Source organism: Nocardioides sp. WJ219, assembly GCF_058559815.1.
The window spans coordinates 547,824-572,083 of sequence record NZ_JBZUJV010000001.1; the positions used below are offsets into that span (position 1 = coordinate 547,824).

Sequence of the window (24,260 nt, forward strand, 5' to 3'; positions counted from 1 at the left end):
CGTGCCCCGCGGGTGCGGGGCCGCCGGCCACCGTAGGTAGCCCGAAATGGGTTGCGCCACGGTAATCCGGCCCGGGTGGCAACCTTTCGGCCGTTCGCCGCGTCTGCAGGGACGTGCGCACCTATCGTCCGTCCGTGACCACCCGCCGCCGGCTCGCCCTCGCCCTGGTCGCCCCGCTCACCGCGGCCCTCGCGGTCGGCGCGGTCGCGGCCCCCGCGGGCGCGGACCCGACCCGACCGACGGCGCCCGCCGCGGCCGGACGCGCGCCCGACGATCCCCAGGACCGCGGCCGTTGGCTCGTCGAGGCGGCCGGCGCGGGTCGCTACGAGGTCAGCTGGACGTCGCCGACGGCCCTGCCGACCAACTCCGACCGTCCCACGATCGCGGGTGACGGTCTCCTGTTCGGTCCCTCCACCGTCGCGGACGACGGCCGCACGGTCCGGGCCGTGGTCACCGCCGCGACCGCGCCCGACACCGCCGACCTCGACGTCGTGCTGTCCGGCGACCGCCTCGACGAGCGCGGTTCCGACCCCGCCGCCGGCACCACGGCCGAGGTCACGCCGGCCCCGGCGCGGGAGCCGCTGGCGGCTCCCGACCCCGGCGTCGCCGGTCCCTTCACCACGGTGGCGAGCGACTACGAGCTGCCCGGTGTCAAGGTCCGCGGGATGCCCGAGCCGATCGAGATGGTCGGGCACGTCGTCGAGCCGGCTCCCGACCAGGTCACCGGCCCGCGTCCCCTGGTGGTCTTCCTCCACGGCCGCCACGACTACTGCTACCGCCCCGACGGCAGCGACGGCTACACCGATTCGTGGCCGTGCCGGGGCCGGTTCGAGGAGATCCCGAGCCACCTCGGCTACGTCTACGTGCAGCGGCTGCTCGCCTCCCAGGGCTACGCCACCGTCTCGGTGCGGGTCAACGGCATCAACGCCCAGGACCACCGCCTCGACGACGGCGGTGCCGACGCCCGCGCCCGGATCGTCGCCGAGCACCTCGACCACTGGACGACGCTGGCCGCCGGCCACCAGGTCGACCTGTCGCAGGTGGTGCTGGTCGGCCACAGCCGCGGTGGGGAGGGGGTCGCCCGGGCGTCGATCGAGACCCCGCTCTCGGCGCCGTACCGGATCGCGGGCCAGGTGCTGCTGGCCCCCACCGACTTCGCCTCCCACTCCTCGCCCTACGTGCCGACCGCGACGGTGCTGCCCTACTGCGACGGCGACGTCTCCGACATCCAGGGTCAGCAGTTCACCGACACCGGCCGCGACCTGGTCGCCGACGACACCTCGCTGAAGAGCTCGGTGCTGGTGATGGGCGCCAACCACAACTTCTTCAACACCGAGTGGACGCCGGGCGCGGCCGTGGCGCCGTCGTTCGACGACTGGGGCGGCGACCCCGACCAGGCCTGCGGGCGCCGCCACCCGGGCCGGCTCAAGGCGGGCCAGCAGCGGGCGGTCGGCAAGGCCTACGTCGCCGGCGCGGTGCGGCTGTTCACCGGTGACGACGGCTACCTGCCGCTGTTCGACGGCTCGCCCGTCGAGGCGCCGTCGGCCGGCGGCGCCGACGTCCGCACCCACGCGCTGGGCGGCGGCCGCGACCACCGTCGGCCGGGCTCCGAGGCCACCCCGACCGCGCCCGGCGGAGGCGCCGACGCCCGCCTCTGCGCCGGTGTCGCCTCCTACGACGACCGGTCGGTCTCGGCCTGCGGGCAGGGGGTCGACGGCCTGATCACCCCGCACTGGAAGGGCGCCGGACAGGGCCAGCCGACGCGGCAGTTCCTCGAGCTCGCGTGGACCGAGGCCGGAGCCGTCGGCGGGTTGCGCTACGACGAGGGGCTCGACCTCAGCAGCGACCGCCTCGAGCTGCGCACCATCGTCGACCCGCGCCGCGGGCCCGTCCGGCTGCAGGTGCGGCTGACCGACGGCACCGGCGCCACGGCCACCGTGACGCCGCAGGGCGGCCCGGTCGTGCGGCCGCTGCTGCGGGGGCGGTACCTGAGCAAGCTGTGGGCGCAGCCGGTGCTCGTCGACGCCTCGGCCGTCCCTGGCATCGACCCGACCGACGTCGTCTCGGTCGAGCTGGTCGGCACCAGCGGGCAGGGTCGTGTGTGGGTCGCCGACCTGGCCGCCGCCCCCGCCACGCTGGCCGCCGTGCCCGACGTGCGGCTCCCGCAGGTCAACCTCGGCGCGCTGCGGCTCGACGAGGGCGACCCGACCGGTGGCCCGGCGGGCCGCGAGGAGGTCCGGACCGCCCGGGTGCCCTTCAAGGTCGTCGGCACGGTGACCCGCCCGGGCCGATTCGTGGTGCTCACCGCCGGCGAGGAGCGCGGGTCGCAGCAGCGCTTCATCGTCGACGTCGCCCCCGGCCAGACCTCGGGCACGATCCCGGTCCGCTACACCGCCGACCGGCTCGACGACCCCGACCGCTACACCTCCCTCAGCGCGTGGCCGCTGCGGGGCCTGGCCACCGACGACTACCTCGGTGACGTCCGGGTCCTCGACGACGACCCCACCCCGCGCACACGGGTGGTCGTGCCCCGGACGGTGCGTGAGGGGCAGCCGATCGTGGTCCGGGTCGAGCTGGCGGGACCGGTCGGCTACGACCTCTACGCCTCCATGCGGACGGTGAAGGGTCCGGGCAACCTGCTGCGCGGCAGCGACGTCCCGCGCGCCTTCCTCGAGCAGATCGGCGGCGACGACCTCGACGTCGACAAGCCCCTGCACCGGCTCTACGTCGGCGGCTTCGACGAGATCCCCGCGGGTCGCACCACCGGCCGGATGGTGATCCCCACCGTCCGTGACGGCGTTCGCGAGGGGCCCGAGACCGTCACGGTGCGCGTCGACGCCGGCGAGCACCACGTGCGCCGGACGGTCCGGGTGGTCGACGCGGGCTGACGCCCGGTACCGCCACCTGGGGGCCGAGCGGGTCAGAGCAGCGCGAGCACCAGGACGAGGACGGGGAGCACCACCACCACGGCCATGATCCCGACGAACGCACCGACGCCCTTGCGCTTCTGCTTCTCCGGACCGATCGACCCGGTCGTGAACTGGTGCCAGGGTGCGGCGTACCAGAGCCGGACGACCTCGCCCGGCCGCACGTCGACCTCGGTCGACGCCTGCCCGTAGGTGCGCATCCACTGGTTCTGCACCTCGACGCGCAGGCGGCCGGGCCGCACCGGCAGCCGGTTCTCGCCGTACGACGACGGCACGGGGTAGCCGTTGAGCAGCACCGTCGGCGTGATCATGTTGCTGGTCAGCGCGCTGCCCTGGAGGGTGAGGGCGAGGAAGCCGGGCGGCGCCTCGGGCGGCGGGGGTCCGGTCGGGACGGGTGGCTGGGTCACGGCCGGACCCTACCCACGGCGCCGCCGGTGACGCCCCCCGTCAGGCCGGCAGGTCCTCGGCGTCCATGATCCGGTAGGCGTAGCCCTGCTCGGCCAGGAAGCGCTGCCGGTTCTGGGCGAAGTCGGCGTCGACGGTGTCGCGGCTGACGATCGTGTAGAAGTGCGCGGTCTTGCCGTCCTCCTTGGGGCGCAGCAGGCGACCGAGGCGCTGGGCCTCCTCCTGGCGCGAGCCGAACGACCCCGAGACCTGGATCGCGACCTCCGCGGAGGGCAGGTCGATGGAGAAGTTGGCGACCTTGGAGACCACCAGCAGCCCGAGCTCTCCGGAGCGGAACGCCTCGAAGAGCCGCTGCCGCTCGCGCACCGGTGTCTCGCCCTTGATGACCGGGGCGCCGAGCTGCTCGGCGAGCTCGTCGAGCTGGTCGATGTACTGCCCGATCACCAGGGTCGGCTGGTCGACGTGCTGGGCGACGAGGTCGCGCACCACCCGCACCTTCTCGTGGGTGCAGGACGCGAGCCGGTAGCGCTCCTCGGGCTCGGCGACGGCGTACGTCAGCCGCTCCGACGTCGGCAGCGTCACCCGGACCTCGACGCAGTCGGCCGGCGCGATCCACCCCTGCGCCTCGATGTCCTTCCACGGCGCGTCGTAGCGCTTGGGGCCGATCAGCGAGAACACGTCGCCCTCGCGCCCGTCCTCGCGCACCAGCGTCGCGGTCAGGCCGATCCGGCGGCGGGCCTGGAGGTCGGCGGTCATCCGGAAGATCGGCGCCGGCAGCAGGTGGACCTCGTCGTAGACGATGAGGCCCCAGTCGCGGGCGTCGAGCAGCTCGAGGTGGCGGTAGACGCCGCCGCGCTTGGTGGTCATCACCTGGTACGTCGCGATGGTGACCGGCCGGATCTCCTTGACCGAGCCGGAGTACTCGCCGATCTCCTCCTCGGTCAGCGACGTACGACGCATCAGCTCGTCCTTCCACTGCCGCGCGCTGACGGTGTTGGTGACCAGGATCAGCGTCGTGGCCTGGGCGTGCGCCATCGCGGCCGCGCCGACCAGCGTCTTGCCGGCGCCGCAGGGGAGGACGACGACGCCCGACCCGCCGTGCCAGAACGACTCGGCCGCCTCGCGCTGGTAGGTGCGCAGCGACCACTCGGACTCGTCGAGGTCGATCTTGTGCGCCTCGCCGTCGACGTAGCCGGCGTAGTCCTCGGCCGGCCAGCCCAGCTTGAGCAGCGCCTGCTTGAGGTTGCCGCGCTCGGACCCGTGCACGGCCACCGTGTCGTCGTCGAGGCGCTGCCCGATCATCCCGGCGATCTTCTTGGCGCGCAGCACCTCCTCGAGCACCGGGCGGTCGGTGCTGACCAGCACCAGCCCGTGCACCGGGTGCTTCTCGAGCCGGAGCCGCCCGTAGCGCGCCATCGTCTCGGCGACGTCAACCAGCAGCGCGTGCGGGACGGCGTACCGGCTGTACTCCAGCAGCGTGTCGACGACCTGCTCGGCGTCGTGCCCGGCCGCCCGGGCGTTCCACAGGCCGAGCGGGGTGAGCCGGTAGGTGTGCACGTGCTCGGGCGAGCGCTCCAGCTCGGCGAACGGCGCGATCGCCTTGCGGCAGTCCGACGCCCGCGGGTGGTCGACCTCGAGGAGCAACGTCTTGTCGGACTGCACGATCAGGGGTCCGTCGGTCACCGGCCGAGTCTACGGAGGCCCGCGAACCCGGGTACGCCGGTCGCCCGGGGGTGCCGTTCCCGCGCGATCGAACGGGAACGGCAGGTTCGGGGCCTGCGGATGTGTCGTTCCCGCGCGATCGCGCGGCAACGGCAGATCTGGGGCCTGCGGATGTGTCGTTCCCGCGCGATCGAACGGCAACGACACCCGCCAGACCGACCGCCGCGGGGCGTCACGTCGCCGGCAGCACCCGCACGGTGGTGATCCGGTGCACCGCGAACGCCCGGAGGTCGTCGGCGCGGTGGTCGTGGGCGGTCAGGGAGCCGCCCTCGACGGAGACGGGGTCGACGACGCGGTCGGAGGAGACGCCCTGGTTGTCGACGTAGCCGATGAGGACGGTGGCGCCGGCCTCGGCGGCCTCGCGCAGGGCGGCCAGCGCGCCCGAGGGCGTGAGCGGGGTGGCGGGGGACAGGGGGCGGGACGCGGCGGCGCGGTCGCCGGAGCGGACGGCGGCGACGACCGCGGAGACCCGGGCGGACTCGCGCACCGACCGGGCCCCGGCCCCCCGGTCGCGGGGGGTGCGGGAGCGGAGGACGTCGGCGCGGGTCACCTGCACGGTGCCGTCGGCGGCCTCGACGACGGGCGCGGCGCCGAGCTCGCGCAGCCGGGGGAGCAGGACGTCGACGGGGGTGTCGCTGATCAGCACGGTCGGCGCCAGCCGGCGCAGCCCGAGGCCGCGCGCCCGGGGGTGGTGGAGCAGCTCGCTGAGCGCGGCCTCGTCGTCGGCGCGCAGGAACGACTCGGCCGTCCCGACGCGCACGGTGCCGAACGTGCGCACGGTGTCGTCGACGAGGTAGGTCAGCGGCTGCGGCACCGGCGTGCGCGAGACCGAGGCCAGGAAGCCGTGGATGTCGACGGCGGTCCAGCCGACGTCGAGCGCGCGGCGCACGGACGTCGGGGAGAAGCGGTAGACGGTGGCGCCGCCGCGCGACTCGACGTCGGCGACCAGTTGGAGCGACCTCGCCAGCGCCGACTCCAGGGGGCCGGGTGCCACCGCGGTCAGGTCGGCCTGGAGGAGCACGTGGTCGACCGGCTCGGGCAGCAGCGCGGCCAGCCCCGGCTCGGGGTCGCCACCGGTGACCAGGGCGCGGGCGTAGGACGCCATGCCGTCCAGGCCGGTGACCCCCAGCGCCGCGGCCTCGGTGATCGTCCAGGCGACCTGCTGGGAGCGCGAGCGCGGCCGCCGCGGCCGGTGCCAGGCCACCTGCTCGACCAGCGACGGCAGCCCGGTCGAGGCGGCGAGCACGGCACCGGGCGCCAGGCCGGCCAGGGCGGTCAGGGTGCCGGCCCGCGTCTCGGCCATCGAGTACGACGCCAGCTCGGGCGCCAGCGCGTTCCAGGTCTTGCCGGCCTCGTCGCGGGTGCCCACCAGTCCCGGCAGCCGCGCGCTGCCCAGCCAGCCGCGCACCAGCTGGGTCCAGCGCGCGGCGGGCGGCTCCTCGAGCCAGTCGTCGAAGGCGTCGGTCGGCACCCAGACCGGCTCGCCGGTCGCGTCCGCCCGCGAGGCCAGCAGGCCGGCTGTCGCGCACGTCTCGACCACCAGCGACGCGGTCGCCTGGTCGACCGCGAGCAGCGTCGTCACCGCCTTAAGGTCGCGCACCGCGAGCCCGCCGCTGCGCAGCACCCCGGGCGGGTGGGCGCCCCAGTGGTCGAGGAGCAGCTCGACCCGGCGGACCAGCTCGAACGCCGCGCCGGCCGCGGCGCGGTCGACGAGGCCGGGGGACCGTTCGCCGGTGGCGATCGGGGGGACCGCGTCGACCGGTTCGGTCGTCGTCCGGCCGCCGCGCAGCGCGAGCCCGACCTCGCCGGGCAGCTGCACCACCCCGGGCGAGCCGGCCTTCGGCAGCAGGAGGCGCCGCGAGACCAGCTCCTCGGCCGGGGTGGTGGCGTCCTGGGGCAGCACGGTCAGTCGGACCGCGCCGGTGGTGGCCTCGCCGCCGTGCTCGGCGACGTGCTCGAGGAGCGCCCGGGCGGCGGGGGAGACCTCGGCCAGCCGGGCCGCCACCTGCTCGGCCGGCGGCGCGTCGGGCGACCGCGGGCGCAGGCCAGAGGCGCCCGGTCCGGCGCCGAGCACGTCGGCGACCCCGGACACGACGCGCAGCCCGCCACGGGCCTCCCAGACCAGGGCCAGGTCGAGCAGGCGGGTCAGGGTGGCCTCGGCCGCCGCGGTCTCGGCGGAGGTGATGCGGCACACATCGGCCGGCGTGGTTTGGCCCGCGACGACCAGGGCATCAAGGACCGAGAGCTCGAGACGAGTCAGCGTGTCGAGCGCGCGCGCCAGCGACGCCCGCACCGTGGCCCGCGACGCGAGCTGACCGAAGTCGTGAGGGGCGGGTGTGGTGAGGTCAGGTCGGGCCGAGAGCAGGCCGGCGAGCCGGTCGTCGCTCCAGCTGCGCAGCTGGTCTGCGAGCGACCGGAAGCCGGCGTCGTCCCTGGTGCCCATCGGACCAACGCTAGCGAGGACCGCGTGACCGGCGTCGAGCTGCACCACGGATCCGCGACCGACGTCGGCCTGGTGCGCGAGGTCAACGAGGACGCCTTCCTCGTCGCGCCCCCGGTCTTCGTCGTCGCCGACGGCATGGGTGGGCACGACCGGGGCGACGTCGCCAGCCGGATCGTGGTCGAGGAGTTCGGACGACTCGCCGACGCCGGCTACGACCCCGGCCGGGGCCCGGAGACCGTCGCCGCGACGCTGCGCACCGCGCAGGCGCGGATCGCCGACTACGACGCGCAGCAGCGGGCCGCCGGCGCCGTCGACTTCGCCGCGGGCACCACGGCCGTGGTGGCGCTCCTCATCGAGCAGTCCACCGAGCCGAAGTGGCTGCTGGCCAACCTGGGCGACTCGCGGATCTACCGGGTCGTCGACGGCGTCCTGGAACAGGTCAGCGTCGACCACAGCGTGGTCCAGGAGCTCGTCGAGGCCGGCGCCATCACCGAGGACGACGCCGCGGTCCACCCCGAGCGCCACGTCGTGACCCGCGCGCTCGGCGGGCAGGGCAGTGCGGAGGCCGACTACTTCGTGCTCCCGCTCTCCGGCGCCGAGCGGCTGCTGCTCTGCTCCGACGGCGTCAGCGAGATGATCGACGACGGCGCGATCGGCGCGATCCTGGCCTCGGCCTCCGACCCCCGCGACGCCGCCGACCAGCTGGTGGCCGCTGCCGTCGCGGCCGGTGGTCGTGACAACGCGACCGCCGTGGTCGTCGATGTGGTGGGATTGGCCGACGACCGACCCTACGACTCCGACGCGCAGCGGGTGAGTCTCGAGCAGAAGCTGGGAGCACTGCCATGACCGAGCAGCCCGCCGGTGTGCCCACCGGCACCTGGTCCTACCGTCCCGGCGGGTGGTTCGGCGTCTTCGGCGCGACCACCACGCTCCTGCTGCCGGACTCCGAGAAGGCCCGCGTCGCCGAGCTGTGGTCGCAGGTCGACGACGGCGCCGGCTTCGACGCCGTCCTCGACGCGCTCCTGCGCTCGGGCCTGGGCTCGCTGCCGGGCTTCGTGCTGGTCGAGCTCGGCGAGGGGCCCACGCGCATCCTGGTGCGCGGCGCCTCGGTCCGCGCCACCGTGACCTCCCGTGACGGCAGCGTCGAGCTCGACGGCGCCAGCGCCACCACCTGGGTCGAGCGCACCGTGCCCGACGTGACCTCGCTGCGCGTCTCCGTCGACGGCGGCGACCCCGACGCCGGCGACCTGCCGATCCACGGCGGCCTGGTGCGCGTCAGCCGCGTCGACCACCCGCCGTACGCCGCCGCGGGCGGCACCGCCGCGCCCGGCCTGCCGCCGGTGACCGTCGGAGCCGTCGACCACGCCGCGCCCGAGCCGGTCGCGCCAGACCACCCCGCGCCGCAGCACGCAGCGCTCGAGCCCGAGCCCGAGCCCGAGCCGGTCGCCCCCGAGCCGGTGGCCGAGGAGCCGGTGATCGAGGAGCCCGTGGTCGAGGAGCCCGTGGTCGAGGAGCCCGTGGTCGAGGAGCCGGTCGAGACCGAGCCGGTCGACCAGGAGTCCCTGGACACCGAGCTGCTCGACATGGCCGAGGCCGTCGACGTGGTCGAGCCCGGCGAGCCGGTCCAGCCCCTCGCCCCGGCCGTGGTCGAGGACGGGCTGCCCCCGGCGCCGCCGTCCGCGCCGGTGCCGCCCGCGCCGCCCGCCTGGCCGTCGGCCACCCCGCCGCCCCCGCCGCCCCCGTTCCCGCCGCCGACCGACTCCTCCTCGTTCCCGCCCTACCCGCCCGTCACCGACGTCGAGACGCTGCCCCCGCCGCCGACCGGCCCGTCCGACGCGGGCATCCCCGGCGACCACGACCACGACGGGCTCACCCAGGCCGGCGTCGACGCCGACGAGTTCGCGCGCCCGCAGCCCGGCATCGCCGGGCAGCCGATGGCGCCCAGCGTCGGGCCGTCGGTGGCGACCCTGGTGATCTCCAACGGCGAGACCGTCGACGTCGACCGCGTCGTCCTGGTCGGTCGCGCCCCCGAGGCCCGGCGGTTCACCACCACCGACCAGCCGCGGCTCGTCACCGTCCCCAGCCCCCTGCACGAGATCTCCTCGACCCACGTGGAGATCCGGCCCGGGTCCGGGGCCGACCACGGCACGGCCGTCGTCACCGACATGGGCTCGACCAACGGCACCGTCCTCGTCCAGCCGGGCCTCTCGCCCGAGGAGCTCAAGCCCGGCATCGCCGTGCAGCTGATCCCGGGCGCCACCATCAACCTCGGCGACGGCGTCACCATCCAGGTCACCCATCCCTGACGCAGCGCGCATGACCACCGCCGCGCCACCCCGCGACCCCACGACGTACCCGGCCGCCGAGCTCGACCGCCGGTTCTACGCCTTCGCGGTCGACCGGCTCGTCGGGTGGGGCATCGTCGCCGGGGTCGGGTTCCTCTGCTGGCGGTTCCTCCTCGATGACGGCCGGACGGCGGCGGGGGTCGGGGTCGTCCTCGCCACCGTGGTCCTGGTCTGGCTGGTGCAGGCCGTCCTGATCGGCACGGCGGGGGTCTCGCCGGGCAAGGCCCTGGCCGGCCTGCGGGTCGTCCGGTACGACGACGGCCGCCCGATCGGCGTGGGCAGGGCCCTCATCCGCACCGCCGTGCTCGGCGTCCTCACCGTCCCCACCGCCGGCATCGGGCTGGCCACGCTGGCCTGGACCGCGGTCATGGACCCCGAGGGACGCCGTCGCGGCGGTCACGACCGGATCAGCGACGCCGTCGTCGTCGACGTCCGTCCCGCTCCGGCGGTCGTCGAGGAGGAGCCGCGCCCGGCCGCCATCGTCAACCTGACCGCGATGCGGCTGCTGCCGGGGCCACCCGCCGGCGCGGCCGTGACCACGCCGGCGACCACCCCGCCGCCACCCCCGCCGGCTCCCGCCACGGCGCCGACCACCGTGCCGATCCCGGCGCCGCCGCCCGCGCCCCCGGTCACCGAGCACGTGCCGGTGCCGGCGTCCGACCCCGACCCGTCCGGGGCGACGGTCAAGCGCCGGCCGCCCGGCCTGGCCGGCACCTCGCACTGGCGGGTCAGCTTCGACACCGGCGAGAGCTTCGTGGTCGTCGGGCTGGCGCTCGTCGGCCGGCGTCCCGAGGCACGGGCAGGGGAGGAGGTCGCCCACCTGGTGCCCCTCCGGTCCTCCGACATGTCGCTGTCCAAGACGCACGCGCAGTTCCAGGTCGTGCCCGACGGCGCCCTGGTGGTGATGGACCGCGGGTCGACCAACGGGTCGGTCGTCGTCCGCCAGGGCATCTCGAAGTCGCTCACGGCCGGGCGGCCCTCGACCCTGCTGGAGGGCGACACCGTCAGGTTCGGCGACCGCACCATGACCGTGGCCAAGGAGACCGACCGGTGAGCTTCCGGCACTCCCGCACCGTGACGACCACCGCGGCACCCGGTGCCGTGTGGGCGCTGTGGAGCGACCCGACGACCTGGCCGTCGTGGGACCCCTCGGTCGTGGGCGTCACCCTCGACGGGCCCTTCGAGCAGGGCACCACCGGCACGATGACGCTGGCCGGTCCGGTCGAGGTGCCGGTCGTGCTCGCGGGCGTCGAGCCCGGAGCCCGCTACGTCGACGAGCTGACGATGGGCGACCTCGTCATCCGCATCGACCACGTCGTGAGGCCCCTGGCCGACGGCGGCAGCGAGATCACGGTCTCGACCACGATCGAGGGCCCCGGTGCCGACGACATCGGCCCCATCGTCACCGCCGAGGCGCCCGTCGCGCTGGCCGCCCTGACCGCGGCGGCCGAGGGGCGGTAGGCGGCCGACCCCACCGACCAGCGTCAGTCAGGATCCGGGACGTCGTCGAACACGTCGGGACGGCCGATCAGCTCGGCGTGCGAGAGCGGCCAGACCAGCGAGAACACCTTGCCGACGACGTTGTCGACCGGCACGAACGGCTTGTCGGGGTTCTTGCGGGGCAGGAACGGCTGGTCGGGGTCGCACCGGGCGGGCTGGCCGCCGCAGAGCCGGTCGGAGGAGTCGGCGGAGGCGGCCCGGTTGTCGCCCATCACGAAGAGGCGGTCCTCGGGCACCGTGACCTCCCAGTCGCGGTCGCAGCCGTTGACCATCGGACCGTCGCACTTGGGCTGGTCGGCGATGAAGTCGTCCTCGTCGATGGCGACCCCGTTGATCACCAGCTGGCCGGCGTCGTCGCAGCACATCACGGTGTCACCGGGGATGCCGATCACCCGCTTCACCAGGTGGCCGCCGGTCGGGTAGAGGCCGACCTTGGCCAGGCCCTCGGCCAGGAACGTCTGCGGGCCGACCTCGGGCCCGCCCAGCCAGTCGTCCCCGGGCTCGGGGGTCTCGGTGCCGGGGTCCTCGAAGACGATCACGTCGCCGCGGTCGGGCGACCCGCCGAACCAGTAGGACACCTTCTGCACCAGGATCCGGTCGTTCTCGACCAGGCCGGGCTCCATCGAGGCCGAGGGGATGTAGAACGCCTGCACCAGGAAGGTCTTGATCAGCAGCGCCATGCCGAGCGCGACCGCGAGCAGCACGACGGCCTCGACGAGCACGGAGACGCCGCCCTTGGGGGCCTTCTTCTCGTCCTCCTCGGCCGCGGGGACCGTCGCACCCGTCGGTTCGGGGTCGCCGGCGAGCGGCACGTCGTCGCCCGCCTCGCCGCGAGGCTGCTTGTCCAGGGTGGGCCGCCTCGGCGCGTCGTCATCGGGCACGGTGAGAATCTACGCGAGGCCACCCGGCGTCACCGTTCCCCCCTCGGGGCGGCCGTGGTTGGCTCGGGTCATGGAGTCCTACGCCCGGGGTGAGACCGACCAGCCGCTCCTCGAGGACACGATCGGGGCGGCGTTCGACCGCACCGTCGCGACCTGGCCCGACCGCGAGGCGATGGTCGAGGTGGCCACCGGGCGGCGCTGGACCTGGGCCGAGCTGGGCCGCGACGTCGACGACGTCGCCCGGGGCCTGGTCGCCAGCGGCCTCGAGGCCGGGGACCGCGTCGGCATCTGGGCACCCAACTGCGCCGAGTGGACGATCGCGCAGTACGCCACGGCGAAGGCCGGCGTCGTCCTGGTCAACGTCAACCCCGCCTACCGCACCCACGAGCTGGCGTACGCCGTCAACCAGAGCGGGCTGCGCTGGTTGCTGGCCGCCTCACGCTTCAAGACCAGCGACTACCGGGCGATGGTCGAGGAGGTTGCGCCGCAGTGCGGCACCCTCGAGCGCACCGTCCACCTCGACACCGACGACTGGGCCCGGCTCGCGGCGGCCGGGACCGACCTGCCGGCCGACGCGCTCGCCGTCCGCGCCGCCGGGCTGGGTCCGGACGACCCCATCAACATCCAGTACACCTCGGGCACCACCGGCTTCCCCAAGGGCGCGACGCTGAGCCACCGCAACATCCTCAACAACGGCTGGTTCACCACCGAGACCATCCGGCTGACGCACGAGGACCGGTTGTGCATCCCGGTGCCCTTCTACCACTGCTTCGGGATGGTGATGGCCAACCTCGGGTGCACCACCCACGGCGCGACCATGGTCATCCCGGGTCCCGCGTTCGACCCGGCCGTGACGCTGCGGACGATCGAGGACGAGCGCTGCACCGCCGTGTACGGCGTCCCGACGATGTTCATCGCGATGCAGCACGACCCGTCGTTCGCCGACCGCGACCTCACGTCGCTGCGCACCGGGATCATGGCGGGCTCGATCTGCCCGGTCGAGGTGATGAGGCGCTGCGTCACCGACATGCACATGGCGGAGGTGTCGATCGCCTACGGGATGACCGAGACCTCACCCGTCTCGTGCCAGACCCGCGCCGACGACGACCTCGACCGTCGTACGGCGACGATCGGCCGGGTGCACCCGCACGTGGAGGTCAAGGTCGTCGACCCGGTCACCGGCGTCGCGGTCGAGCGCGGCGAGACCGGTGAGCTGTGCACCCGCGGCTACTCGGTGATGCTCGGCTACTGGGACGACCCGGAGAAGACCGCGGAGGCGATCGACGCCGACGGTTGGATGCACACCGGCGACCTGGCGGTGATGCGCGAGGACGGCTACTGCAACATCGTCGGCCGGATCAAGGACATGGTGATCCGCGGCGGCGAGAACATCTACCCACGCGAGATCGAGGAGTTCCTGCACGCCCACCCCGACATCGAGGACGTCCAGGTGGTCGGCGTCCCCGACGAGAGGTACGGCGAGGAGCTGTGCGCCTGGGTCCGGATGCGCGCCGGCGCCGCCCCCCTCGACGCCGACGCCGTCCGTGCCTACGCCACCGGCCGCCTCGCCCACTACAAGATCCCGCGCTACGTGCTCGTCGTCGACGAGTTCCCGATGACCGTCACCGGCAAGGTCCGCAAGGTGGAGATGCGCGAGAAGTCGGCAGATCTCCTCGGTCGTCCGGACGGGCGGATCACGTCCGGCGCCGGCGACGACGTGGGTGCCGCTCACGATGCGGGCGGCCGACACCGGCCGTAAGAAGTACCGCCCGCCGGACGACGTGCCGCGCTCCGCGCGGCGCTGGGCTGCTGCTCGGGGCCACCCGTTGCGGAGCAGGGGGGATCAGACCTGCCACTCGTCGCGGAGCAGGCCGTAGATCGCGGTGTCGGTCCACTCGCCCTTGCCCCACCAGTCCTGGCGCAGGTGGGCCTCGTGGGTCATCCCGAGGCGCTCGCACAGGCGGGCGGAGGCGGTGTTGCGGGGGTCGAGGTTGGCGAAGACCCGGTGGCAGCCGAGCACGCCGAAGGCGAGGTCGACGACGGCGCGGGCCGCCTCGGTGGCGAGGCCGCGGCCGCCGTGGGCCGGGGCGAAGACGTAGCCGACCTCCGCGACGCTGCGCTCCGCGCCGGCCCGCAGCCGCAGCATCACGTCGCCGACGACGACGCCGTCGAGGTCGGCGACGAGGGTCATCGCCCAGTCGCGGTCGGGGTCGTCGTCGGGCTCGCGGGCGAGCTCGGCCCGCCACCGCCCCATCCGCGCGAGGACGCCCTCGCGGTCGAGGGTGCCGAACGGCAGGTGGCGGGTGACGTCGTCGTCGCCGCAGTAGGCGAGCACGGCGTCGACGTCGGTGTCGAGCGCCTCGCGCAGGACGAGCCGCTCGGTGCGCAGCGGGAGCGCCGACCGGACGTCGCTCACCGGGCGAGCACCACGGGGATCGAGGTGACGGTGCCGGTGGCCCCGCGCCACACGACGTAGCCGTCGTCGAGGCGGGCGGCGTCGCGGGGGGACACCCGGATCCGGTACGTCGCGGTCTCACCCGGCCCGAGCCGCACCGCGGCCGGGGTCACCACGACGTCGCGGCGGAAGCCCTTGGCGGCCGAGGAGAAGTACAGACGGCGGCCGGTGACGTTGGTGATCCGGCGGCGCGTGGAGCGCTGCCCGCCGGTGAGCAGCACCGACGGGAGGTTGAGCTGGTCGCGGCCGCGGTCGAGCCAGCCGCGGAAGGAGCGGTCGTCGACCAGGTAGGCGAGGCCGGGACGCTGGGCGGCGCGCGGCCGCAGCAGGCCGCCGCCGGCGCGCAGCACCGACGCGCCCGGCAACGGTCGGGCCGAGGTCACCAGCGCCGAGCGCACCTCGGCCGGGCTCAGGCCACGGCCGAGCAGCGTCGCCGCCACGCCGGCGACCCGCGCGGTCGCGGCCGACGTGCCGCTGGCGACGCCCCAGGTGCCCAGCTGCTGGGGCTCCGCGGCCAGGACGTTGGTGGACGGCGCGACCAGGTCGGGCTTGGCCGTGCCGGTGTCGACGTCGCCGGACCCCGAGAACGGCGCCACCGCGACCCGGCGCTGCCGGTCGCCGCTCGGCCGCAGCGCGACCCGCGGCCGGTCGGTGCGGGCGATCCAGCGGAGCAGGGCGCGCCCCGGCCCCGCGGCGAGGTGCACCGTCGGGACGCTGTGGACGTCGGCGTCGACGGAGCCGCGGGCCCGGTTGACCAGCACCATCGCGACGCCGTCGGCGAGGTCGACCGCGCGGGACTTGTCGACGCGGCCGACCCGCCCGCGCTCGCAGACCACCACAGCGCCGCCGACGAGGGCCGCGTCGAGGCTGCCCGGGCTGCAGACCCGGGCGTCGCTGACGGGTGTGCCGGGCGTGGCGGCCCGCGCCGCCGGCACGACCCGGGTGCGCCCGACGGCGCGCCGCGACAGCATCGCGCCGGGCAGGAGCCGCCCGCCGGGCAGCACGACGCCGCCCCGACGTACGCCGCCGACGGTGCCGCCGACCGTGACCACCCACGGCGAGGTGTGGGCCGCGCCGCGGTCGCCGTCGTTGCCGGCCGCGGCCACGACCACGACCCCGGCCTCGGTGGCGCCGAGGAGCGCCCGCTCGAGCACGTCGACCCCGGCGGGGCCGCCGACGGCGAGCGTGAGCACGTCGACGCCGTCGCGGGTCGCGTCGTCGACCGCGGAGACGAGGTCGGCGGTCGAGCAGCCGTCGTCGCGCGGGTCGGGCGCGCTCCAGCACGCCTTGTAGACCGCGAGGTGGGCGTCGGGAGCCTGGCCGCCGATGCGGCCGAGCCGCTCGCCGCCGACCTGCACCGGGACGCCGGCGTTGCCGACGGCGAGGGAGGCCGTGCGGGTGCCGTGGCCGTCGGCGTCGCGGGGGGAGACCGTGCTGGCCGCGCGCAGGTCGTCGACGCCGAAGCCCTCGACGTAGGACCGCGCGCCGACGAGCTTGCCGGTGCACTCGGCCGCCGACCAGTCGGAGCCGGGCTCGCAGTCGCCGGCGAAGGCCGGGGGAGCGCCGGTGCTGCTGCGCTGGGCGAAGACCGGGCTGTCGGGCGCCAGGCCGGTGTCGACGACACCGACCACGACCCCGCGTCCGCCTCGCCCCGGCCCGGGCAGGACCGCGTCGGGGGCGGCGTCACGGCCGTCGCGGGCGCGGGTGGTGGCGAGCGGCCGCACGGTGTCGGCCTCGACGTCGAGCACCTCCGGGAGCGCTGCCAGCGTCGCGGCCTGCTCGGGGTCGAGGCGGACCGCGAAGCCGTTGAGCGCCGTCGTCCAGCGGTAGACCGGTTCGCCGGCGCCGAGGGCGGCCAGCACGTCGTCCTGCTCCTGGAGCAGCGCGATCGAGCGCACCGAGTGGGGCATGGGGCTCGACCCCGCCGCGGTGCCGGGGGTGGTGAGGGTGACCAGGTAGAGGTCGTGGTCGGTGACGGCCGGGGCCGCGTGCGGAGGGGGTGTGGCGGCGCTCGCCGTCGCCAGCGGACCGGCGGTGGCCACCAGCGCGAGCGCGAGCCCGGAGGCGCACGCCCGGCCGCGGAGGCGCGTCGTGGGGAGCGTCGACGGTGTCGCCGCTGGTCGTCGCCTCATCGTCACCTCCCTGGCCGAAACGCCCATTCTTGCTCACCTGTCCCAGGCGGCGCACCTGTGGAGGTGCCTAGGCTGGTCGGGTGAGCGATCCCCTGGTCGTCGGGTTCGACCTCGACATGACCCTCATCGACACCGTCCCGGGGTTCGGTGCCGTGCTGCGCGCCCTCGGCGAGGAGCTCGAGGTGGACTTCCCGGTCGAGGAGATGACCGCGGCGCTGGGACCGCCGCTCGAGCTGCTGCTCGCCCCCCACCTGCCCGCCGCCGACATCCCCGCGGCCGGCGACCGGTTCCGCGCGATCTACCCCGAGCACGCCGTCGCGTCCGTGCCGCTGCTGCCGGGCGCGGCCGCCGCGCTCGACGCCGTACGACGGCACGGTGGCCGCGTCGTCGTGGTCACCGGCAAGTACGCCCCCAACGCCCGGCTCCACCTCGACCACCTCGGCCTCGAGGTCGACCTGCTCGAGGGCTGGGTGTGGGGCGTGGGCAAGGCCGACGTGCTGCGCCGCGAGGGGGCGTCGGTCTACGTCGGCGACCACGTGCACGACGTCGAGGGCGCGCTGGCCGCCGACGTGCTCAGCGTCTCGGTGCTGACCGGGGGCTGCACGCGTGAGCAGCTGGTCGAGGCCGGCACCCACGTGGTGCTCGGGAGCCTCGACGACTTCCCGGCCTGGCTCGACGGGCACGTCGGGGAAACTCGTTCCGGTCGGGTCGACCCGGTGGCCTAGGCTGACCCTGCGTCCACGGGATCGGCCCGTGGACGCCGTGCGTGAGGGGCGAGGCAGTGCCGAACGGCAAGGTGAAGTGGTTCGACGTCGCGAAGGGCTTCGGGTTCCTGTCCCAGGACGGCGGACCCGACGTCTACGTGCACGCCGATGCGCTTCCCCAGGGCCTCACCGACCTCAAGCCCGGCACCCGGGTCGAGTTCGGCATCGCGCAGGGCCGCAAGGGTGACCAGGCCCTCCAGGTGCGGGTCCTCGACGCCCCGGCGTCGGTGAGCCGCAACCAGTCGCAGGCCCGCCGCAAGCGTCCCGACGAGATGGCCCCGATCGTGGAGGACCTGATCCGCGTCCTCGACGGCGTCGGAGAGGCCTACCGGCACGGTCGGCACCCCGACGCCAAGGCCGCGCGCCCGGTCGCCAAGCTCCTGCACGCGCTCGCCGACGAGCTCGAGCTGTAGGTCGCGGCCGCCTGGCCCCGCCTAGTCCTTTCCGTACGCCGCCGCGGGCGGCGGGTGGTCTGCCGGCTGGCTTCCGCGACCCGGTCGTGACGACAGCACGAACAGGGTCCACGCCACCAGGACGGCGAGCGCGACGCCGAGCCCGAGCCGCGGCACCTGCGGCAGGGCGATGCCGACGAACCCGCCGATCACCCAGGCCAGCTGCAGCGTGGTGTCGCTGCGGGCGAACGCGCTGGCCTGCACGTGGACGGGTACGCCGCCCTGGATCGTCGCGTCGAGCGACAGCTTGGCCAGCGACTGGGCGAGCCCCGCGACGAGCCCGAGGCCGGCGAGCAGGAACAGCCCGTAGAACAGGGTGCCGGCCAGCACGATGGCCACGTCGGCGAGCAGGGCGAAGGTGACGGTGACGGCGGGGTTGATGCGGCGCAGGACCGAGGCCAGGAAGATGCCGAGCGCGTTGCCGGCCGCGGCGCCGCCGATGACGATGCCGACGAGCAGGGCCTGCCGGTCCTCCCAGCCCTCGAGCGGCTTGTCGCGCAGCAGGAACGCCATGTACATCAGCAGGAACCCCGAGAGCCACCGCGGTCCGCAGTTGGCGCGCAGCGCGTAGGCCACCTGCGACGGGATGTGGGTGCCGCGCCGCTGCCCCTCGGGGGCCTTGCGCAGCGAGACCTGCTGCTCGCCCTCGGAGGAGTCGACGGCGGCCGGCAGCAGGATCGCCGCGACCGTGCCGGCGACGAAGACCAGGAACGCGTAGCGCAGTGACCACTGGGCGCCGAGGACGGCGGCGCCACCGGCCAGGGGCGCCGAGATCGCGCCGCCGACCAGGCCGGCGAGGGAGACCCGGCCGTTGGCCTTGACCAGGGTGAAGTCGGCCGGCAGCAGCCGGGGCACGGCGGCCGCACGGGTCACGCCGTAGGCCTTGGACGCGACGAGCACGCCGAGCGCCGCGGGGTAGAGCAGCGCCGAGTCGGCCGCCACCGCGCCGGCCAGCACCCAGCACAGGAAGCCGCGGATCGCGAACGTCGCCCCGATCGCCCAGCGGCGGCCGTGGCTGAACTTGTCGAGGAACGGCCCGATCAGCGGCGCGACCACCGCGAACGGGAGCATGGTGAGGCCGAGGAAGAGCGCGACCTGGCCGCGCGCCTCGCTGGTGGCCCCGGCGAAGAACACGGTGGTCGCCAGCGAGATGGCGACGGCCGCGTCGCCGGCGGCGTTGGCCGCGTGCAGGTAGATCAGCCGGTTGAGGCCGGACTGCTCGGCACCCTGCGCTCCGGCGGCGCGCTTGGCCTGCCGGACGGCGTACTTGCCGGCGCGCCCGGTCACCCGGGCCGTCGCCCCGATCCCGCGGGCGGTGACCTTGGCGCCGGTGCCGAGGCCCTGGCCGACGGCCCGGGCGCGGTCGCCGCCCGAGGGCCCGGTGGCGAAGGGCTCGGTGGGGGAGGGCTGGGTCGGGGAGGGCTGGGTGTGGGAGTGCTGGGTGTCGTGGTGCTCGTCCTGGCGGTGGTCGTACGGCTGGTCGGGGCCGGCGTCGGCTCGGCCAGGTGGCGGTGGGGCGTCGCCGGGGCCGGAAGTCATGGGTCCCATCCTGCCCCGAGACACCGACGCAGACGCCCCGTGACCCGCCCCGACCTGACACCGGCTGCGCCGATCGGTCATGCTGGTGGCGTGACGACCTCCGCCACCCTCGCGCGATCCCACCCCGACAGCGTCGCGGCTCGCGCCGTCGACGTCGCCCGGTCCGCGCTCCTCGAGGAGGTGCCGGCCGGCGAGGTCGGCGACCACCTCGGCGTCGAGGCCGAGATCGAGGCCGAGCGCACCGTCACCCACCACTTCGAGTGCCGCCGTCCGGGCTACACCGACTGGCGCTGGGCCGTCACGGTCGTCCGCGCCTACCGGCAGAAGTCGGTCACGGCGACCGAGGTCGTGCTGCTGCCGGGCCCGACGTCGATCACGGCGCCGCCGTGGGTGCCCTACCGCGAGCGGATCCGGCCCGGCGACATGTCGCCCGGCGACCTGCTGCCCGTCGACGACGACGACCCGCGCCTGGTGCCGACGTACATGTTCGGCGACGACCCGCTCGACCCCGACGACAAGGCGCAGGTCCGCACCGTCGCCAAGGACCTCGGGCTCGGCCGGGTCCGCACCCTCTCGCGTGAGGGCGTCGACCTCGCCGCCCAGCGCTGGTACGACGGCGAGGGCGGCCCCGAGTCGCTGCTGGCCCAGTCGGCGCCCCAGCCGTGCTCCAGCTGCGGCTTCCTGCTGCGGATCGCGGGCTCGCTGGCCGAGACCTTCGGGGTCTGCGCCAACCGCGACGCCAACGACGACGGCCGGATCGTGCACGTCCAGCACGGCTGCGGCGCCCACTCCGAGGTCCGGCTCGCCAAGAAGCACGAGCCCCAGCCGCTGCCGGAGCACGTCTTCGACACGCTCGGCACCGACGACTACGAGACCTTCTGACCCACCCGGTCGGCGTCGGTCAGCCCGCGGCGCGCTCGACGTCGCGCTCGTGCCGGGCCCGGCGCCGCCGGCGGCAGTACTCGAGCCCGAAGAGCCCCAGGCCCACCCCGGCCAGGCACATCCACAGCCACCAGGTGTCGCCGTTCTCCTGCAGGCGGCCGTAGAACGGCAGCAGGCCCAGGAACCCGAGGAAGAACACCGCCGTGCCGACCTCGACGGTGCGGACCCCGTCGACGTCGAGCGGCTCGACGTCGGCCAGCACGTAGGTCCGGTTGCCGAACTCGTGCTGCATCGGCTGGTCGTCGCGGAGCTCCACGGACCCACCGTAGTGGTCGCGTTGCCCACGTGGAACACGCGTGTGACCACCCGGCCGCTCGAGGTGCCAGGGTTCTCCCCATGGCAGTGGACACGACCAAGACGACATCCGGGCTCGACGGCTACTTCAAGATCAGCGCCCGCGGCTCGACGGTGGGGCGGGAGGTCCGCGGTGGCCTCGTCACGTTCTTCACGATGGCCTACATCGTGGTGCTCAACCCGCTGATCCTGGGGTTCGCACCCGACATCGACGGCAACCTCCTGGGCGCCGAGCCGGGCGGGCCGCCCAACCTGGCCGCGATCGCCGCCGGCACCGCCCTGGTCGCCGGCGTCCTGACGATCCTGATGGGCGCGGTGGCCAACTTCCCCCTCGCGATCGCCACCGGCCTCGGCCTCAACGCGTTCGTCGCGGTGGCCGTCGCCTCGCAGATGACCTGGGCCGACGCGATGGGCCTGGTGGTCCTCGAGGGCCTGGTCATCCTGGTGCTGGTGCTGACCGGGTTCCGGCAGGCGGTCTTCCACGCCGTCCCGGTGCAGCTCAAGGTCGCGATCTCGGTCGGCATCGGCCTGTTCATCGCCCTCATCGGCTTCGTCGACGCGGGCTTCGTGCGCCGCATCCCCGACGTCGCGCAGACGACGGTGCCGGTCCAGCTCGGTCAGAGCGGTCAGCTCTCCGGGTGGCCCGTGCTCGTCTTCGCGCTCGGCCTGGTGCTCCTCGTGGCGCTGTGGGTGCGCCGGGTGCCCGGCGCCATCCTCATCTCGATCCTGGTCACCACGGCCGTCGCGATCGTGGTCGAGGCGGTGGGCGAGTTCGGCGCCGGTCCCGACAGCGACACCGACTGGGCGCTCACCGTCCCGGCGCTGCCCGACTCGTGGGACGGACCCGACTTCGGCACCCTGGGCGAGTTCAACCTGCTCGGCGGCTTCGACCGCGCCGGCGTCGTCGTGGCCCTGCTGTTCGTGTTCACGCTGATGCTCGCCGACTTCTTCGACACGATGGGCACGATGACCGCCGTCGGTGCCGAGGCCGACCTGCTCGACGAGGACGGCGTCCCGCCCGAGACCCGCAAGATCCTCGTCGTCGACTCCCTCGCCGCGGTCGCGGGCGGCGCCGGGGGCGTCTCGTCCAACACCTCCTACATCGAGTCGGCCTCGGGGGTCGGCGAGGGCGCCCGCACCGGCCTGGCCTCCGTCGTCACCGGCACCTGCTTCCTGCTGACGATCTTCCTCGCGCCACTCGTCGAGATGATCCCGTCCGAGGCCGCGGTGCCCGCGCTGGTGCTGGTCGGCTTCCTGATGATGCAGCGCGTCGGCGAGATCGACTGGGACGACGTCGAGATCGCCATCCCGGCGTTCCTCACGATCGTGCTGATGCCGTTCACCTACTCGATCTCGGTCGGCATCGGCGCCGGCTTCCTCGCCTACGTCCTGATCAAGGTGGTGCGCGGCAAGGTGGCCCAGGTGGAGCCGCTGATGTGGGTGGTCTCCGCGCTGTTCGTCCTCTACTTCATGATCAGGCCGCTGACCGACCTGCTCACCTGACGGCCGGTCCCGGACGCCACCCGGCGTCCGGGACGCCGCACGGCGGAATGCTTAGCAAGGGTAATGAGTTAGGCTAACGACATGCCCACCGTGCAGAAGGCCTCGCGCACCGACACCGGACTCGCCTCCGAGCTCCGGATGTCGGTCATGCGGCTGCGCCGCCGGCTCGCGGCCGAGCGGCACCCCGACAACGACCTGAGCCTCAACGCCATGGCCGTGCTCGCGGGCCTCTACCGCCACGGCGACCTGGGCGTCGGCCAGCTCGCGGCCCGGGAGCGGGTGCAGCCCCCGAGCATGACCCGCACCGTGACCTGCCTCGAGCGCGACGGCTACGTCGTCCGCCGCGCCCACGAGACCGACGGCCGGCAGGTCGTCGTCGTCCTGACCGACCTCGGCCGCGAGACCCTGCTCGCCGACCGTCGCCGCCGCGACGAGTGGCTGGCGCGCCGCCTGCGCGACCTCACCCCCGCCGAGCGCGCCGTCCTCCGCGCGGCCGCCCCCATCCTCGAAGGACTCGCCGACTCCGAATGACCCCCCGATGAGCCCCACCTTCCGCGCCCTGCGCAACCACAACTACCGGCTGTACGTCGCCGGCACCCTGGTGTCCAACACCGGCACCTGGATGCAGCGGATCGCCCAGGACTGGCTGGTGCTCACCCTCGGCGGCGGCGGCACCGCCCTCGGCATCACCACCGGTCTGCAGTTCCTGCCGGTCCTGCTGCTCTCGCCGTACGCCGGCGTGATCGCCGACCGCTTCCCCAAGCGGCGGCTCCTCCAGGTCACCCAGGGCACGATGGCGCTGGCCAGCCTCCTGCTCGGCGTGCTCGCCGTGACCGAGGTGGCCCAGACCTGGCACGTCTACGCGATCGCCTTCGCCTTCGGCATCGGCTCGGCCTTCGACGCCCCCGCGCGGCAGTCGTTCGTCTCGGAGATGGTCGAGCCCGACGACCTCACCAACGCGGTCGGCCTCAACTCCGCCAGCTTCAACCTGGCCCGCATCCTCGGCCCGGCGCTCGCCGGGCTGATGATCCACGCGCTCGGCGACGGCACCTCGGCCACCGGCTGGGTGATCCTGATCAACGCCGCGTCCTACGCCGCCATCATCGGCCAGCTGCAGCGGATGGACCTGGCCCAGCTGCACTCGCCCGAGCCGACCGGACGACGTCCCGGTGCCCTGCTCGAGGGCGTGCGCTACGTGCGCAGCCAGCCCCGGATGGTGATGATCCTGGTGCTGGTCTTCTTCGCCGGCACCTTCGGGATGAACTTCATGATCACCTCGGCCCTGATGGCCACCCAGGTCTTCGGCAAGGGCGCGGGCGAGTTCGGCGTGCTCGGCTCGGCGCTGGCCGTCGGGTCCCTGACCGGCGCGATCCTCTCCGCCCGCCGCCAGCGCTTCCGGCTGCGGTTGCTGGTCCTCGCCGGGGTCGGCTTCGGGGTCGCGCTGCTCGTCGCCTCGGCGCTGCCCACCTACACCTCGTTCGTGCTGTTCGCGCCGGTCATCGGGTTCTGCACCCTGACCATGCTCAACGCCGCCAACTCCACCCTGCAGCTGACCGCCGCCCCCGAGCTGCGGGGCCGGGTGATGGCGCTGTACATGACGATCGTGATGGGCGGTACGCCGATCGGCTCGCCGATCATCGGCGCGGTGGGGGAGCACCTCGGTGCCCGGTGGACCCTCGTCGCCGGCGGTGTCCTCACCCTGCTCGGCGCCGTCCTGGCGGTCGCGGTCTACGCCCGGATGACCGGCGGGTGGCGGTCGCTGCGGGAGCGGACCCGGCCGTCCGCGGACGACCACGCCGACGACGCCGTCCCCGCACTGGCCCGGACCCGCTGAGGGCCGGAGCGAGGGGATTTGCCCGCCCATCTGGCGGCCGGTAGCCTCGACCCTCGTGTGCCTGGCGTTCCGGGCACTCTCGTTCGCCCGTCAGTGCCCGACCCGGGCCAGGGCTCACGGGG

General features: G+C 74.6%; 20 protein-coding genes. 12 read left to right on the forward strand and 8 right to left on the reverse strand.

What is annotated here, in order from left to right:
- The first annotated feature begins 134 nt into the window (after positions 1–134).
- Positions 135–2,888, forward strand: coding sequence for an alpha/beta hydrolase (locus tag AC4MBH_RS02640; protein ID WP_491792785.1), 2,754 nt, complete (start codon positions 135–137; stop codon positions 2,886–2,888).
- A gap of 32 nt (positions 2,889–2,920) precedes the next feature.
- Here the strand turns inward: AC4MBH_RS02640 and AC4MBH_RS02645 are convergent, their stop codons facing one another.
- The 3 genes from AC4MBH_RS02645 to AC4MBH_RS02655 form a co-directional block, all read right to left on the reverse strand.
- Positions 2,921–3,334, reverse strand: a complete 414-nt coding sequence (locus AC4MBH_RS02645; protein WP_491792786.1) for a hypothetical protein — start codon at positions 3,332–3,334, stop codon at positions 2,921–2,923.
- Positions 3,335–3,374: 40 nt separating this feature from the next.
- Positions 3,375–5,015, reverse strand: coding sequence for a DNA repair helicase XPB (locus AC4MBH_RS02650; protein ID WP_491792787.1), 1,641 nt, complete (start codon positions 5,013–5,015; stop codon positions 3,375–3,377).
- 211 nt (positions 5,016–5,226) lie between these two features.
- Entirely contained in the window at positions 5,227–7,497 is a 2,271-nt protein-coding gene (locus tag AC4MBH_RS02655) for a helicase-associated domain-containing protein (protein ID WP_491792788.1), read from the reverse strand.
- A gap of 24 nt (positions 7,498–7,521) precedes the next feature.
- Here AC4MBH_RS02655 and AC4MBH_RS02660 point away from each other — a divergent pair, with 24 nt between their 5' ends.
- From AC4MBH_RS02660 to AC4MBH_RS02675, 4 genes are read left to right on the forward strand one after another with little or no spacing between them, the layout of a single operon-like run.
- A complete protein-coding gene (locus AC4MBH_RS02660) occupies positions 7,522–8,343 on the forward strand; it encodes a PP2C family protein-serine/threonine phosphatase (RefSeq protein WP_491792789.1) in 822 nt (273 codons plus the stop codon).
- Positions 8,340–9,803 (forward strand): FHA domain-containing protein, encoded by a 1,464-nt coding sequence (locus AC4MBH_RS02665; RefSeq protein WP_491792790.1) that lies wholly within the window; start codon positions 8,340–8,342, stop codon positions 9,801–9,803. Before AC4MBH_RS02660 ends, AC4MBH_RS02665 begins: the two co-directional genes overlap by 4 nt.
- A 10-nt stretch (positions 9,804–9,813) precedes the next feature.
- A complete protein-coding gene (locus AC4MBH_RS02670) occupies positions 9,814–10,896 on the forward strand; it encodes an RDD family protein (protein ID WP_491792791.1) in 1,083 nt (360 codons plus the stop codon).
- Positions 10,893–11,303 carry an SRPBCC family protein gene (locus AC4MBH_RS02675; protein WP_491792792.1) on the forward strand — a complete coding sequence of 137 codons (411 nt, stop codon included), beginning with the start codon at positions 10,893–10,895 and terminating at the stop codon, positions 11,301–11,303. The genes AC4MBH_RS02670 and AC4MBH_RS02675 overlap by 4 nt, the downstream gene beginning before the upstream one ends.
- A 23-nt stretch (positions 11,304–11,326) precedes the next feature.
- Here the strand turns inward: AC4MBH_RS02675 and lepB are convergent, their stop codons facing one another.
- Positions 11,327–12,223, reverse strand: coding sequence for a signal peptidase I (gene lepB, locus AC4MBH_RS02680; protein WP_491792793.1), 897 nt, complete (start codon positions 12,221–12,223; stop codon positions 11,327–11,329).
- A 70-nt stretch (positions 12,224–12,293) separates the two neighbouring features.
- Between lepB and AC4MBH_RS02685 the strand changes: the two genes are divergently transcribed.
- A complete protein-coding gene (locus tag AC4MBH_RS02685; RefSeq protein WP_491792794.1) occupies positions 12,294–13,982 on the forward strand; it encodes an AMP-binding protein in 1,689 nt (562 codons plus the stop codon).
- Between the two features lie 84 nt (positions 13,983–14,066).
- Here AC4MBH_RS02685 and AC4MBH_RS02690 read toward each other — a convergent pair whose 3' ends face one another.
- Positions 14,067–14,639 (reverse strand): GNAT family N-acetyltransferase, encoded by a 573-nt coding sequence (locus AC4MBH_RS02690; RefSeq protein ID WP_491792795.1) that lies wholly within the window; start codon positions 14,637–14,639, stop codon positions 14,067–14,069.
- Complete coding sequence (locus tag AC4MBH_RS02695) at positions 14,636–16,810, reverse strand: S8 family serine peptidase (RefSeq protein WP_491792796.1); 2,175 nt, start codon at positions 16,808–16,810, stop codon at positions 14,636–14,638. Before AC4MBH_RS02695 ends, AC4MBH_RS02690 begins: the two co-directional genes overlap by 4 nt.
- Positions 16,811–16,890: 80 nt before the next feature.
- On the opposite strand from AC4MBH_RS02695, the gene AC4MBH_RS02700 reads away from it, so the two are divergent.
- A complete protein-coding gene (locus AC4MBH_RS02700; RefSeq protein ID WP_491792797.1) occupies positions 16,891–17,535 on the forward strand; it encodes an HAD family hydrolase in 645 nt (214 codons plus the stop codon).
- 56 nt (positions 17,536–17,591) lie between these two features.
- A complete protein-coding gene (locus AC4MBH_RS02705) occupies positions 17,592–17,987 on the forward strand; it encodes a cold-shock protein (RefSeq protein ID WP_491793057.1) in 396 nt (131 codons plus the stop codon).
- Between the two features lie 21 nt (positions 17,988–18,008).
- On the opposite strand, the gene AC4MBH_RS02710 is transcribed toward AC4MBH_RS02705, so the two are convergent.
- The gene (locus AC4MBH_RS02710) at positions 18,009–19,565 is read right to left on the reverse strand and encodes an MFS transporter (protein WP_491792798.1); all 1,557 of its coding nucleotides are present in this window, start codon (positions 19,563–19,565) and stop codon (positions 18,009–18,011) included.
- 90 nt (positions 19,566–19,655) lie between these two features.
- On the opposite strand from AC4MBH_RS02710, the gene AC4MBH_RS02715 reads away from it, so the two are divergent.
- Positions 19,656–20,447 carry a DUF3027 domain-containing protein gene (locus AC4MBH_RS02715; protein ID WP_491792799.1) on the forward strand — a complete coding sequence of 264 codons (792 nt, stop codon included), beginning with the start codon at positions 19,656–19,658 and terminating at the stop codon, positions 20,445–20,447.
- A 19-nt stretch (positions 20,448–20,466) separates the two neighbouring features.
- On the opposite strand, the gene AC4MBH_RS02720 is transcribed toward AC4MBH_RS02715, so the two are convergent.
- Positions 20,467–20,763 carry a DUF2530 domain-containing protein gene (locus AC4MBH_RS02720; protein WP_491792800.1) on the reverse strand — a complete coding sequence of 99 codons (297 nt, stop codon included), beginning with the start codon at positions 20,761–20,763 and terminating at the stop codon, positions 20,467–20,469.
- Between the two features lie 80 nt (positions 20,764–20,843).
- Here AC4MBH_RS02720 and AC4MBH_RS02725 point away from each other — a divergent pair, with 80 nt between their 5' ends.
- The 3 genes from AC4MBH_RS02725 to AC4MBH_RS02735 all read left to right on the forward strand — a co-directional run bounded on the left by AC4MBH_RS02725 (position 20,844) and on the right by AC4MBH_RS02735 (position 24,138).
- Positions 20,844–22,304 (forward strand): NCS2 family permease, encoded by a 1,461-nt coding sequence (locus AC4MBH_RS02725; RefSeq protein ID WP_491792801.1) that lies wholly within the window; start codon positions 20,844–20,846, stop codon positions 22,302–22,304.
- Between the two features lie 81 nt (positions 22,305–22,385).
- A complete protein-coding gene (locus tag AC4MBH_RS02730) occupies positions 22,386–22,835 on the forward strand; it encodes a MarR family transcriptional regulator (protein ID WP_491792802.1) in 450 nt (149 codons plus the stop codon).
- A gap of 7 nt (positions 22,836–22,842) precedes the next feature.
- Positions 22,843–24,138 carry an MFS transporter gene (locus AC4MBH_RS02735; RefSeq protein WP_491792803.1) on the forward strand — a complete coding sequence of 432 codons (1,296 nt, stop codon included), beginning with the start codon at positions 22,843–22,845 and terminating at the stop codon, positions 24,136–24,138.
- The last annotated feature ends 122 nt before the right edge of the window (positions 24,139–24,260 follow it).